Genomic DNA, 13,325 nt, shown 5'->3' on the forward strand with positions numbered 1-13,325 from the left:
TAACTAAACAGGCTGCACCGCACCATAATGACTGTTTCTGTTTCCGCTAAAGCGCGATCAATGATCATCCCCTGCATCATATTTTGGGGCGTTGAGTAAAGCTGGTATGAAGCAATTCATGGGCTCTCTCGCCGTAAGGTTCTCCGATATAGTCTTTGTAAAGAGCAATGACGGCAGGATTCTCGTGAGATTTGCGGCGAGGTTTGGAACGATCCTCTTTATAGATAGCTGCGGCACGGGCTTTGAGGATTTCTACATTCCCATGGTGGTAGGGTTGACCGCCTCCTCCGATGCATCCGCCAGGGCAAGCCATAATTTCTATGGCATCATAATGAGCATCTCCGGATTGGATTTTTTCTAATATTGTCCGTGCATTACCTAAGCCATGGGTTACGGCTATTTTGAAGTCCCGCCCTTCAATAGGGACCACGGCTTCTTTGATGCCATCCATGCCGCGTAAATCTTCAAATTCAACATTTTCCAGCGGTTTTCCGGTTAACCATTCGTAGGCCGTTCTCAAGGCAGCTTCGATAACCCCTCCAGTGGTGCCAAATACCACGGCCGCGCCTGTGGATTCTCCTAAGGGGTGATCAAATTCTTCGTCTTTAAGACGCTCAAAGTGAATTCCGGCCTCCCGGATCATGCGCGACAGTTCTCGAGTAGTGATGACAATGTCGACATCCGGTGTGACAGGATTTTGCCCGAGCTCAGGCCGAGCTGCCTCGTATTTCTTGGCCACGCAAGGCATAATGGAAACGACAGTGATTTTTTGAGGATCAATTCCATAGGTTTCTGCATAATAGCTTTTGGCCAAAACTCCCAACATTTCGTGGGGAGATTTGCAAGTTGACGGTATGTCCAAAAGGTCAGGGAATTGATGTTCGAAGAACTTAACCCAGGCCGGACAACAACTTGTTAGGATAGGAAGTCGGCCACCGTGCTTGAGACGGTGGATGAGTTCGGTAGCTTCTTCCATAATGGTTACATCTGCCCCGAATTCTGTATCGAAGACACGGTCAAAGCCAAGTCTCCGAAGAGCGGCCACCATTTTACCCGTGACAATGGTCCCAGGTTCTAGGCCAAGGCCTTCTCCTAGAGCCACCCGCACGGCTGGAGCCGTTTCCACGATAACAAAGCGCGTTGGATCGTTGAGGGCTTTCCAAACTTTATCCACTTGATCCAATTCCATCAAAGCCCCGGTTGGGCAGACGGCAATGCATTGTCCACAGAACGTACAGGAGGTTTCGTGTTGTGGTAAATCAAAGGCTGTCTTAACCACAGTTTCAAAACCACGTCCGACGGCGGAATACACTCCTACGGTCTGGACATCGTTGCACATCGTTTCACACCGCCGACAGCGAATGCATTTGTTCGGGTCGCGTATCATCGCTAAACTGGACTTGTCGATTTCAAACTCAGATTCTTCTCCTTCATAAGAGATATTTCGAACGCCCAGATCCGCTGCCAGCGCTTGGAGATCACAGTCTAAATTTTTGGCACAAGTCAAACAAGATTTAGGATGATCAGACAATAAAAGCTCCACCATGGTTCGCCTGGCCTGAATGGCCCGTGGGGTATCCGTCTTAACCACCATGTTATTAAATACAGGGGTCGAACAAGCAGGGGCCAAATTGCGGCGGCCTTCAACTTCTACCACACAGACACGGCAGGAAGCAATGTGGTTATTCATTCTCATCTCATGAAGGTTAAGGTAGCACAGAGTTGGTATATCAATATTGACGGTCCGTGCAGCATCTAAAATAGACATCCCTTCTGGTACAGTAAGCGGTATGTCGTTAATAGTAAGTTGTACATCCATACGGAATCCTCCTTTTGGGGCACCTTAATGCTGAATGATGGCATCGAAACGGCAGTTTTCTAAACAGGCCCCGCATTTTAAGCAACGTTCTTGGTCAATGACATGAGGCTCTTTGGGTGAGCCCGTTATACAACCGGCAGGACAGTGTTTGGAACAAAGGGTACACCCTTTGCATTTGTCGGTGATGTCATATTTGAGCAGACTTTTGCAAACACCGGCAGGGCAGGTTTTGTCGACGATATGAGCAAGGTATTCCTCTCGGAAATACTCAATGGTAGATAATATCGGATTGGGGGCACTTTGCCCCAGTCCACAAAGGGAAGAATCTTTGATGATTTTACCCAATTTGACAAGTTGATCCAAATCATCGAGTGCTCCTTTGCCCTCGGTGATTTTGGTAAGGATTTCATGAAGCCGTTTGGTGCCGACCCGGCAGGCGGTACAGCGGCCACAAGATTCGTCTACAGTGAACTCCAAGTAGAATTTGGCGATATTCACCATGCAGTCGCTCTCATCCATGACAATCAGGCCACCGGAACCCATCATGGAGCCAATTGAGATCAGGGATTCGTAATCAATCGGAGTGTCCAGATACTTAGTGGAAATACATCCCCCCGATGGTCCTCCTGTTTGAGCGGCTTTGAAGATCTTTTGATGTTTAATTCCGCCACCTATGTCAAAAATGATTTGCCGAAGGGTTGTCCCCATGGGTACTTCCACAAGACCGACGTTATTGACTTTCCCTGCTAAGGCAAATACCTTTGTCCCTTTGCTCTTTTCCGTACCAATTCCTGCAAACCATTCAGCCCCTTTTAGGATAATCGGGGGAATATTAGCTAAGGTTTCCACATTATTAACACACGTCGGTTTACCCCACAGCCCCTGTTGGGCAGGGAAAGGAGGTTTGACAGAAGGTTCCCCGCGAGTCCCTTCGATGGAATGAATCAATGCGGTTTCTTCACCACAGACAAAAGCTCCGGCACCATATTTGATCTCAACATCGAAGCAAAAATTACTTCCTAAAATTTCTTTTCCCAGCAGGCCGTATTGCTTGGCCTGTTTGATGGCAACTTCCAAGCGGTGTATGGCAAGGGGATACTCCGCCCGAATATAAATAAATCCGTGGGAAGCCCCGATCGTTGCTCCGGCAATTAACATTGCCTCCAAGACACTGTGGGGATCCCCCTCCAAGATCGAGCGATCCATGAAGGCTCCCGGGTCGCCCTCGTCAGCATTGCAAATAATATAACGCTGATTTGCCTCGCTCTTTCGAGTCAGCTCCCATTTTACCCCTGTGGGAAATCCTCCGCCGCCTCGTCCGCGAAGGCCGCTTTTTTTCATCTCTTCAATGACAGAGTCGGGAGTCATCTGAAAAAGAACCCTTGCCAAAGCCTGATACCCGTCGGCAGCGATATATTCCCGGATATCTTCGGGAGAAATGTAGCTGCAATTGCGTAAAGCAATGCGCATTTGGTTTTGATAAAAAGGAAGATCCGAAGCGATGCGTTTTTCTGTGTTTGGGTCCTGATAAAGAAGGCGATCAACCAGTTTTCCTTGAACAAAATGTTCTTCGACAATGTCCGCCACATCCTTGGTGGAAACCTCAAGGTAGAGGACATTATCAGGGTGGATTTCCAGGATTGGGCCCTTTTCGCAGAAGCCGAAACAGCCGGTTTGGAGTACCTGAATCTGTTCAGACAACCCATGTTGCTTAAGCTCTTCTTTAAGAAGCTCTACAATTTCAGGACTATTTGAGGCATGGCAGCCCGTCCCTCCGCAGACCATAATTTGTCTGGGCAAGCCCTGCGCTTCGGCGACGGAAATTGGTTGAGGGACCCGACGGTCTTTTAGAAGATTTTGGTGCTGGACTTTGAAATTGTTAAGATCATCGATCGTTTTAAGTTTCATGACGGTGTCCCTTCCTTCGCTGAGGGTTGACGATAGTATTCTAAGATCTGTTTGATTTCCTCAGGGTTGTTAAGACGCCCGTGGACTTTACCGTCTACCATCATAACTGGAGCAAGGCCGCAGGCTCCTATACAGCGCAGGGAATCCAAGGAGAATAGCTCGTCTTGAGTCGTTTGTCCAGTTTTGATTCCAAGCTGTTTTTCAAGCTCCTTCTGAAGTTTTTCCGAGCCGCGAACGAAACAAGCGGTGCCCATACAGACATTAACAACATGCTTACCACGTGGTTTCATGGTGAAAAAGGAGTAAAAGCTCACAACTCCGTAGACTTTAGCCGATGGGATATCAAGCTTTTGGGCAATATGCCTTTGAACCTTGTCGGGTAAATAGCCAAAGAGCTGTTGAGCGTGATGCAGGATCGCAATTAGGTTTTCTTTCTTATAGGGGAGATTGTCTATGTAATGGTCTAGCTGTTGATAGGGATTATATTGGGAAGGGTTATCACACATACGAATCCTCCTTCAATTGGTACATAAGCTTAGAATACCCAGTGCTTTAAAATTTACGTATGTCAATAAAAAGTTTGGTGAAGAGCACTTGACGATTACCCAAACTATTGTCAAAGACAATTCGAGCATTAGAGGTAATTTTCACTAGGGGTTAGACGGAGCGAGGGAGAAGGTTCGCTCGACGCTGCGGTCGAAGAAGATGCTCGGAACGCCTATTTAGACGAAGAGAAGGTTTATGAATAAAAGTTTAGCAAGTAGGGGACGGTTGTATTGGTATATTGATTGACCAGTACAACCGTCCTCTAGCATAGTCTGTCTGTTGCGCAATACTTATTGACATAAATTATTTAGGGAACTTATAATAGGCCGTAAAGAAGAGATTAACAATCATCCTAACAGCTGAGGGTTGATGAAGCTTTCTCCAATCTCCCTATTCTAATAGGAGGGATCCGTGTGATTAAGCAAACTGAATTAATGCTCATGGAAGAGACGGATTTTTTGTTCAGAAAAGTCTGGAAAAAATATTTGAGTTTTTTGATGCCTGAAACAGGTGATTTGTCGATGCACCAAATGATGTTCCTCAAATTTTTAGAACACAAAGGTACTTGTACCCCTTCTGATATTGCCCAACAGTTTGAGATTACTTTAGGGGCAGTCACTGGTTTTGTGGACCGTTTGCATAGGGTAGGCTACGTCATGAGAACCCGCAGTGATGAAGACCGTAGAGTAGTCCTTATTCAACTTTCTCCTCAGGGCATGGAAGTACTTAGGGATTTTGAAGGCGAACGAAAGAAAAAATTTAGCTGTATTATGCAAAAACTTGAAAGTTCATCGTTAGTGGAGCTGAAAAAGGCCTTAGAACAGCTGGACTTTGTTCTGGATCATGTTTCAAGTGAATAATCAGTCTACCGTCAGTGCTGGTGATAAACGTATTCATCGCAAATACATAAAATAGAGGTTTGATAGATGCGCAAGAAAATGATGGGGCCTTTGGCCATTTTGCTCGTTATTCAGTTTTTGGTCATGGTAGGATTCGGAATAGTGATTCCTATTTTGCCCTTCTTGGTAAGTAAATTAGGCGGAGGTGCATTGGCTTTAGGCACCTTTATGTCTGCTTATTCGATTATGCAATTCTTTTTTGCTCCTTTTTGGGGTAAATTGTCAGATCGAATAGGCAGGCGCCCCGTTATTCTTATCGGGCTATGTGGATATGGCCTGACCTATATAATGTTTGGGTTGGTAAACAACCTATTTTTACTGATTGGGTTGCGGGCTTTGGCAGGAATGGTTTCTTCGGCAACTTTGCCAACTGCCATGGCTTACTTGGCTGATATTACTGAAGGTGCAGATCGTTCCAAGGGTATGGGGATGATCGGTGCTGCCATGGGCTTGGGCATGATATTCGGTCCTGCTTTGGGTGGATTACTGGGACATTACAGTTTTTCTTTGCCTTTTTTTGTGGCAGGAGGTTTAGCCCTGCTGCTTCTGCCATTTACCTGGACTTTCTTGCCTGAATCGCACCAAGCGCGGGGGAAGGTGCGGCACGCAAAAGACCTAAGCTCACGCTTCAGGTACTGAAGGACCCACTATTTGCTTTATTTTCCTTTAACTTTGTCTTAAACTTTACAATGTCCATGTTCGAGAGTACGTTTACTTTATTGGCAGCAGCTAAAGTGGGGTTTGGCCCTCGAGATATGGGAGTCACATTTGCCATCTTAGGAGTTTTTGCAGTGATTGTTCAGGGGGGCCTTATTGGTAAATTAGTTAAAAGATTTGGCGAGGCCAAACTCGTAAACACTGGAGCACTTTTGTGTGCTGTCGGCTTACTTTTAATTATTGTCTCAGCAGAAGAGAAAACTATTATTTTCTTGGTCTCTTCAACAGCCATCTTTATGGTGGGAAATTCCTTAATGGTTCCCACAAGTTCGAGCTTGGTAACGAAACGTAGTACTCAAGGACAGGGAGCCTCTCTCGGTTTCTTTCAATCCTTTGCCAGTCTTGGAAGAATTCTTGGACCGATAACAGGCGGAGCCTTTTTTGTATTAGATATGGGTCTTCCCTATGTCATTGGGTCTGTCCTTTTGCTCCTCGCTGTTTTAACAGCAGGAAGCAAAATAAGCGTCAATGCACCGGCGTCACTGGTACAAGATTGAAATATGGACTAAAATAGGGTGAATATGTTTCTGCCCTTTGGCGGATCGTCATTAATGCTTAGTGTAGGTGGTTTTAATGGTCAAAAGAATTAACAATACCCGAAGTGCGAATCTCACCTTAGGGGGAATTACTTTGGGTTTTCTGCTCAGTTACCCCTTTCATACAAGTTTTGTCGGCGGACTCATCTCCAGTGGATGCAGTGCAGGGATGATTGGCGGGCTTGCCGATTGGTTTGCAGTGACCGCTCTATTTCGTCGGCCTCTGGGAATTCGTCCTAGCAGGGTGCTGCGCACAGAAATTATTCCTTTGAATCGAGAACGCATATTTAATGCTTTAGCAGACATGGTTCAGCACGAATTGCTTTCCCAAGAAATATTGGAACGGAAACTTTCATCTTGGGATTTTTCAGGAGTGCTTATCCGAGCGTTTCAGCAAGATGAGGTAAAGCTGTCAGCAGAGCGGCTGCTTACAGATCTGGCAGAAGATTTCGCTCGATCTTTAGATCCTTATGTGTTGACTCGGTCTCTAAAGGACCTTGTTCAAGAAAACCTAAACGACTTGGAGCTTGCTCAAACCTTAGCTGAAGTTGTAGAGTTTTCTTTAAGGAGCGGTCAGGTCGACGATTTATCTAAGGCCCTTTGTCAGGCAATCAGTGAATTGCTTGCTCAGCCTGTGGTGAATGAGGCTTTAATATCTATGATTGAAGCAGCCTTGACAAGGTATGGCAGCAACAACCCTACCCGTAAACTAGTTGGCAAATTTTTGCCCTCACCTGCAGTTCTCGCTCAAGGCCTTTTAGACAGAGTTAAGATTGCCTTGCAAGATGGAACGGCTGATCGGTGGCTGAAGGAATCCGTTCTCCGCTTTATAGCGGACCTAAGGACGAGAGCGGAGCTACAGGAGAGTGTCAAGCGAATTTGTCACAAAGCCTTAGTGTCTGAACTCGCCGGTATAAAAGCTCTTGAAAACGCTGTTCCTGAATATGGCGAGGCTACTGGGAGAATGAGTCCTAGTTATCTGGCCGCGTTAATTGAACGTGGTATGACGAAGCTGCAAGATGGCTGGGATCAATATTTAGAGGGTATAAAGCATAATCCAGATCTGCGACAAACTGTGGATAGAGAGATCAGGAATATCTTAAAGAAACAGATTGAATACCATCATGATGCCATTGGACGATTGGTCCGTGAAGGGCTAAATCCTTTAAGCAATGATAAACTCGTGGCGCTCATTGAAGATAAAGCGGGGAATGACTTGCAAATGATCCGGATCAATGGATCGATTGTTGGAGGTTTGGCGGGTATGCTGATCTATATTCTGGGGATGGTGTTCCAATGAATTATCATAAGAAAGCCAATATCACCCTTGCGACGGTCTTTATATGTTTCTTAGGTGCAGCTCTGCTAAAACACAGTTACCCTTATATCTTCGGCGTTCGCCTTCTTTATTTTGTTCTGGAGGCAGCTTTAGTGGGTGGCATCGCCGACTGGTTCGCTGTGACGGCAATTTTTAAAAAGCCGCTTGGTTGGGGTTATCATACTGCACTCATCCCAAGAAACCGTGTAAAGTTGATTGAAGCTGTAGCTGGGATGGTTCAGACTGAACTTTTGCACATGGACCTAATCCGTCAGAAGATCTCTGGCATTGCTTTCCTCGATGGACTTATCCAGTTTGTGGAAAGACGAGGGGGATCTGTTTATTTAGCAGAAAAGGCTGTTCTTTCACTCCAACGATATGCGGAAAAACAGGATCCGGTTATCTTAGCAGAGAAATTGGCCAAGTTTCTGCGCCGTAAGGTACAGGAATGGCCTCTAATGCCTAAAATAGAAGAATTAAGCCGATGGGCGTTAGAACAGGGGTATATTGATCAGGGTTTAGATCGTTTAGCCGAAGGGTTATGGGAAAAGGCCTCAGAAGGAGAGACCCGCCAGATCATTTTGAAGTATCTTGAGAGTGTGAAGGAAGAGAAATTGGGTAATGGCGGATCAATCTTCCGAACCTTATTGGGATTTGTGGAAATGTCTGATGGACTGAACATGGAGGAGGCTGCAGATGCTCTGCATATTGAACTTCTCCTTACGCTGCGCAAGTTTAGTGATCCGGTAGACCCGCTGCGTATAGCCCTGAAAGAAAGCTTCTTGAATAGTATACAAGTGTTAATTTCAGAGCCACAGTTTCGGTCACAGGTTGAGGCTTGGAAAGAGGGCCTTTTGCAAGAAGAGCTATTTGAGGAGTTCTTAACGAAAGCACTGCGTATGGTCCTTAATGATTCAGTCTCTTTTTCGGATTCCAAAGTGTTGTTTCCGGCGGTATGTTCTTATGTCAAGCAGGGATGGAATTGTTTTTTGGAGAATAAAGCGTTTCAAGAACAGCTTAATACCTTTATCGTTGATGTTCTTTGTCGGATCATTCAAAGTGAGCATGATGTCATCGGAACAATTGTCAAGGAGACTCTCACAAGTTACACGGACGAAGATTTAAATCAATTTGTTGAGGAAAAGGCAGGAAACGATCTTCAATGGATTCGGATTAATGGTTCCATGATCGGAGGAGTTGTCGGGGTTTTCTTATTTTTGTTTTTAGATCTCGTCTATGATCCTTATGTGCTGCCCTTGATCATGAACTTAGTACTTCATCATTAACTGACATTGATGCACTTGTAAGGTATACAAAATTCATGATGAATAAGGGGTTGCAATATTGCCCATCTTCGTGCTAGAATACCAAACATAAGGTGTGCACTACCGAAATTCGCTTGGTTCCAAGAAATAATGCAAAGCAATGGCGCTTTGAGTAGACTCTTTTTAGAGTAGACTCAAAGCGCTATTTTTTATGAGGAGGAAAGATTATGGATACAGGAGATACATCGTTTGTCTTGATTTCTGCAGCACTGGTCTTACTAATGACACCTGGTTTAGCATTTTTCTATGGCGGTATGGTTCGTAAAAAGAATGTACTCGGGACGATCATGCAAAGTTGGATTATTATTGGACTTATATCATTGCAGTGGATTTTAGTGGGCTATACTTTGGCTTTTGGACCGGATTTTCATGGCATAATCGGCAGTCTCAACTGGTTGGGCTTAAATGGAGTTGGGGTTGATCCTAACCCGGATTACGCAGCTACGATTCCAGCCATCGTCTTCATGGCGTTTCAAATGATGTTTGCAGTAATTACTCCGGCTCTGATCAGCGGCGCCTTTGCAGAACGGATGCGTTTTTCCGCCTTTATTCTCTTCACGTTGTTGTGGGCGACCTTAATCTATGATCCATTGGCCCATTGGGTCTGGGGAGTTGGCGGTTTCTTGAGATCACTCGGTGCTCTGGACTTTGCAGGAGGAAATGTTGTGCATATCAGTTCCGGTTACGCTGGACTTGTTACAGCCTTGGTATTGGGCAAGCGCAAAGGTTTAGGCAAAGACTCCATGGCACCACATCACATTCCTTTTACCGTTTTGGGAGCAGGCCTTCTTTGGTTCGGATGGTTTGGGTTTAATGCGGGGAGTGCTTTAGGAGCTAATGGTCTGGCTGGTATGGCCTTTGTGAATACCAACACAGCTGCTGCGGCAGCAGCGATAGCTTGGGCAATTGTAGAACGTCTTCACCGTGGAAAATCCACCGTACTAGGTGCCGCCAGTGGTGCAGTAGCAGGTTTGGTCGCTATTACACCAGGCGCCGGATTTGTAACTCCCCTCTCTTCAATCGCCATTGGCCTTGTCGGCGGTGCAGTCTGTTATCTGGCAATTAGTGTGATGAAAGCGAAATTTGGTTACGATGATGCTTTGGATGCCTTTGGCTGTCATGGAATCGGCGGGACATGGGGGGCTTTAGCAACCGGGATTTTTGCTACAAAGACCATCAATTCCGCAGGTGCCGACGGACTACTCTATGGTAATCCTTCGCAATTGGGAATTCAGATTCTGAGTGTTTTAGTGACGGTAGCCTTTTCCGTAATCGGAACGTTCATCTTATTAAAAATCGTAGGTCTATTTACGAAACTTCGTGTGAACGAGGATCAAGAAGCTACTGGTTTGGATTTGTCCTTACATGGAGAAGAAGCTTATCCGGACTTCATCTAATAAGTCTACCCTGCTCATTTAAGCCAGTATTAAGGATCAAAGCTTTTAAAAAATTAAAGAGACGTTTGGAGGGATTCCGATGAAGAAGATAGAGGCCATTATCCGTCCTGGAAAACTCGATAGTGTTAAAGATGCCTTGAGCACTCATGGGGTTAATGGTTTAACAGTAACTCAGGTCATTGGCTGCGGTAAACAAAAAGGGCATACTCAAGTTTATCGTGGGGTAGAATATACCATTCACCTCATTCCCAAGGTAAAAATCGAAATTGTAGTTAAAGATGGGGATGTCGATTCAGTGATTCAGCTTATTGTGCAAGAAGCAAGGACCGGTGAGATCGGAGACGGCAAGATCTTTGTGTCACCAGTGGAAAATGCCTATACTATCAGAACGGGAAATGTTGGAGAAAATGCTTTATAGAAGGATGGAGTAAGTGAACGTTGGTGTTTATCAAGGCCGCCAAGAGGGTTGGTACTTAACTTTTGATAGTTAAGCGCCGCCCTTTTTTTATTTTAAGGTTTTTAGCGCATATCGTTCGTTTATTGGTTTTAGTTATGGAGTCATTATCGCCAAGCTCTATAGGATGACGGCTCAAATGAACTTCAAATCCTTAACAGGAAAGATGTCCGCGCTCTCTTTAATTAAAATTAGAGAAAATAGTTTCGATTGAGGAATCTAATAAAGGATTATAAGAAATTTTAGAGAATTAAGCAGGAAATACATGCTGAGCTTAAGGCGGGAGAGGAACGAGTTTGTTTAGAAATCTCGGACTGAAGACAAAAATTCTAGCATCCATTGGCTTAATAACCTTGCTGTCGTTTAGTATTGTTATTTATATTGTATCCGCGAAATCCAGCGAAATGGCTAAAAACTCCGCTTATCAAATCGCAGAGGAAAGCGCTAATAAAAACGGTGCTTACGTTAAAGCCAATCTGGAGATTGCCATGGATACGGTGAGAACATTGTCATATACGTTTCAGCAAATGAAACTTTCAGGTGAAGTCGATCGTGAGATGATGGATAAGATTTTGCTTAAGGTCTTAACCGACAACCCACAGTTTGTTGCAACGTGGACTTTATGGGAACCCAATGCCCTCGATGGGAAAGATGCCGATTATAAAAATAAGCCCGGCAATGATGAGACCGGTCGTTTTATACCCTATTACAGTAAACAGTATGGAGTCGTTCATTTAGAACCTCTTGTAAATTATAAGATCCCAGGGGAAGGAGATTATTATTTAATTCCTAAGGAAACTGGACGTGAAACCATCGTCGAGCCCTATCTGTATCCGATTGAGGGCGAAGAGGTCATGATTACCAGCGTTGTTGTTCCTATTATGGTGGATGGAAGGTTTGTAGGGGTTGTAGGAATAGATATAGCTCTAGATACTCTGCAAAAGACGATATCAAAAATAAATCCTTTAGAAAAAGGTTATGCATGCCTTTTATCAAATGAAGGAAAGTACATTGCCTATAATGATTCCTCGAAAATTGGCAAAATTATTGAGGATAGTCAGGCAAAAGATGCTATTAAATTAGGGAAACATTTTACGACGACAAAGAATGGTTCTTATGATATTTACATACCGATTACCATTGGGAGAACAACAACTCCATGGTCAATGTTAGTTAGCGTTCCCTTGGAAGAGATTTCCGAGGAAGCTGTTAACATTCGCAAGTTCATAATTCTAATCGGGATCGTAGGTTTAGTGTTCATCGGATTAATCATTTTTATGGTTGAGAGTAAGATAACGAACCAATATCTCCTAAAGGAAGTTCAGGAACGCCAGCAAATTCAAGAAGATATCCTGCGCTTAGCCTCTATCGTCGAGTCTTCGGATAATGGAATCATAGGCTTGACGTTGGAAGGAGTTATCATAAATTGGAACAGTGGTGCCGAGAAAATTTATGGCTATTCCAAAGCGGAAATTATCGGCAGATCAGCCCAACGATTAATTCCTCCAGACAGAGTCCTAGAACTTGAAGAAATTCTAAGGAGGATTTCTGAAGGGGTTTCTTTGACTCATTGTGAGACGTTGCGGCTTAAGAAAGATGGACAAATCATTGACGTCTATCTAACGGTCTCACCGCTTAAGAATCGTCGGGGAGAGATTAGCGGAGCTTCGGCGATCGTCCGCGATGTCACCATGCAAAAAATACTGGAAAAAGAAATGACAAGAATGGAGCAAATGAATTTAATCGGCGAAATGGCAGCCAGCATAGGCCATGAGGTAAGAAATCCCATGACAACCGTCAGGGGGTTTCTGCAGCTTCTTGAAGCTAATCCGGCTTCTGATAAATATAGCGGTTATATCCCTCTTATGATCAGCGAACTTGATCGAGCCAACTCAATTATTACAGAATTTCTATCCATCAGCAGAACGAAAGCCAATGAGTTTGCCAGGAGAAATCTCAATGATATTCTGAACAGCATCTTGCCCCTTCTCCAGATGGATGCTATGCATGAGGATAAAACTGTGATGATGAGGTTAGAGGTCATCCCAGACTTGGATTTAGATGATAAGGAGATCCGCCAATTAGTCCTAAATCTGGCCCGCAACGGATTTGAAGCCATGAGCGAGGGTGGGTGCCTGACCATAGAGACAGCCTATCTTAACGACGAAGTTATTTTATCAATTCAAGACGAAGGAACAGGCATAAGTCCAGAAATTATTGATCGAATCGGAACTCCCTTCCTGACCACAAAAGAAAAGGGCACAGGTTTGGGTCTGGCAGTGTGCTATGGCATAGCCGCACGGCATAATGCCACAATTAGTGTGGAAAGTAGTTTAAAGGGTTCCATATTTTTTGTAAAATTTAAGGCCAAATCATTTGACCTTAACTGACCTTTGTAATAAAATA

9 protein-coding genes and 1 pseudogene are annotated in these 13,325 nt (G+C 44.5%); 7 read left to right on the plus strand and 3 right to left on the minus strand.

Annotated features, from left to right (window positions below):
* Positions 1–76: 76 nt before the first annotated feature.
* The 3 genes from VZF35_RS16380 to nuoE are packed head-to-tail and all read right to left on the minus strand — an operon-like array spanning position 77 to position 4,233.
* Positions 77–1,819, minus strand: coding sequence for an NADH-dependent [FeFe] hydrogenase, group A6 (locus VZF35_RS16380; RefSeq protein WP_407306535.1), 1,743 nt, complete (start codon positions 1,817–1,819; stop codon positions 77–79).
* A 24-nt stretch (positions 1,820–1,843) separates the two neighbouring features.
* A complete protein-coding gene (locus VZF35_RS16385; RefSeq protein WP_407306537.1) occupies positions 1,844–3,727 on the minus strand; it encodes an NADH-ubiquinone oxidoreductase-F iron-sulfur binding region domain-containing protein in 1,884 nt (627 codons plus the stop codon).
* Positions 3,724–4,233, minus strand: a complete 510-nt coding sequence (nuoE, locus tag VZF35_RS16390; protein ID WP_407306539.1) for an NADH-quinone oxidoreductase subunit NuoE — start codon at positions 4,231–4,233, stop codon at positions 3,724–3,726. Before nuoE ends, VZF35_RS16385 begins: the two co-directional genes overlap by 4 nt.
* A gap of 453 nt (positions 4,234–4,686) precedes the next feature.
* On the opposite strand from nuoE, the gene VZF35_RS16395 reads away from it, so the two are divergent.
* The 7 genes and pseudogenes from VZF35_RS16395 to VZF35_RS16425 all read left to right on the plus strand — a co-directional run bounded on the left by VZF35_RS16395 (position 4,687) and on the right by VZF35_RS16425 (position 13,309).
* Positions 4,687–5,133: a MarR family winged helix-turn-helix transcriptional regulator gene (locus tag VZF35_RS16395; RefSeq protein WP_407306541.1), complete on the plus strand. Its 447-nt coding sequence runs from the start codon at positions 4,687–4,689 to the stop codon at positions 5,131–5,133.
* 66 nt (positions 5,134–5,199) lie between these two features.
* Positions 5,200–6,386, plus strand: a pseudogene (locus VZF35_RS16400) (MFS transporter).
* A 76-nt stretch (positions 6,387–6,462) separates the two neighbouring features.
* Positions 6,463–7,725 (plus strand): DUF445 domain-containing protein, encoded by a 1,263-nt coding sequence (locus VZF35_RS16405; RefSeq protein WP_407306543.1) that lies wholly within the window; start codon positions 6,463–6,465, stop codon positions 7,723–7,725.
* Positions 7,722–9,029 (plus strand): DUF445 domain-containing protein, encoded by a 1,308-nt coding sequence (locus VZF35_RS16410; RefSeq protein WP_407306545.1) that lies wholly within the window; start codon positions 7,722–7,724, stop codon positions 9,027–9,029. Before VZF35_RS16405 ends, VZF35_RS16410 begins: the two co-directional genes overlap by 4 nt.
* 206 nt (positions 9,030–9,235) lie before the next feature.
* On the plus strand, positions 9,236–10,465 hold the full coding sequence (locus VZF35_RS16415) for an ammonium transporter (protein ID WP_407306547.1): 1,230 nt from the start codon (positions 9,236–9,238) through the stop codon (positions 10,463–10,465).
* Between the two features lie 79 nt (positions 10,466–10,544).
* Positions 10,545–10,883 carry a P-II family nitrogen regulator gene (locus VZF35_RS16420; RefSeq protein WP_407306549.1) on the plus strand — a complete coding sequence of 113 codons (339 nt, stop codon included), beginning with the start codon at positions 10,545–10,547 and terminating at the stop codon, positions 10,881–10,883.
* Between the two features lie 332 nt (positions 10,884–11,215).
* Positions 11,216–13,309, plus strand: coding sequence for a PAS domain S-box protein (locus tag VZF35_RS16425; RefSeq protein WP_407306551.1), 2,094 nt, complete (start codon positions 11,216–11,218; stop codon positions 13,307–13,309).
* Positions 13,310–13,325: the final 16 nt, after the last annotated feature.

Source organism: Desulfosporosinus paludis, assembly GCF_045689965.1.
Taxonomy (GTDB): Bacteria; Bacillota; Desulfitobacteriia; order Desulfitobacteriales; family Desulfitobacteriaceae; genus Desulfosporosinus; species Desulfosporosinus paludis.

What these genes read in the sequence shown, in the direction of transcription:
- VZF35_RS16380 (WP_407306535.1), bottom strand. Translation starts at nt 1,819, where the DNA reads ATGGATGTACAACTTACTATTAACGACATACCGCTTACTGTACCAGAA.
- VZF35_RS16385 (WP_407306537.1), bottom strand. Translation starts at nt 3,727, where the DNA reads ATGAAACTTAAAACGATCGATGATCTTAACAATTTCAAAGTCCAGCAC.
- nuoE (WP_407306539.1), bottom strand. Translation starts at nt 4,233, where the DNA reads ATGTGTGATAACCCTTCCCAATATAATCCCTATCAACAGCTAGACCAT.
- VZF35_RS16405 (WP_407306543.1), top strand. Translation starts at nt 6,463, where the DNA reads ATGGTCAAAAGAATTAACAATACCCGAAGTGCGAATCTCACCTTAGGG.
- VZF35_RS16410 (WP_407306545.1), top strand. Translation starts at nt 7,722, where the DNA reads ATGAATTATCATAAGAAAGCCAATATCACCCTTGCGACGGTCTTTATA.
- VZF35_RS16415 (WP_407306547.1), top strand. Translation starts at nt 9,236, where the DNA reads ATGGATACAGGAGATACATCGTTTGTCTTGATTTCTGCAGCACTGGTC.
- VZF35_RS16420 (WP_407306549.1), top strand. Translation starts at nt 10,545, where the DNA reads ATGAAGAAGATAGAGGCCATTATCCGTCCTGGAAAACTCGATAGTGTT.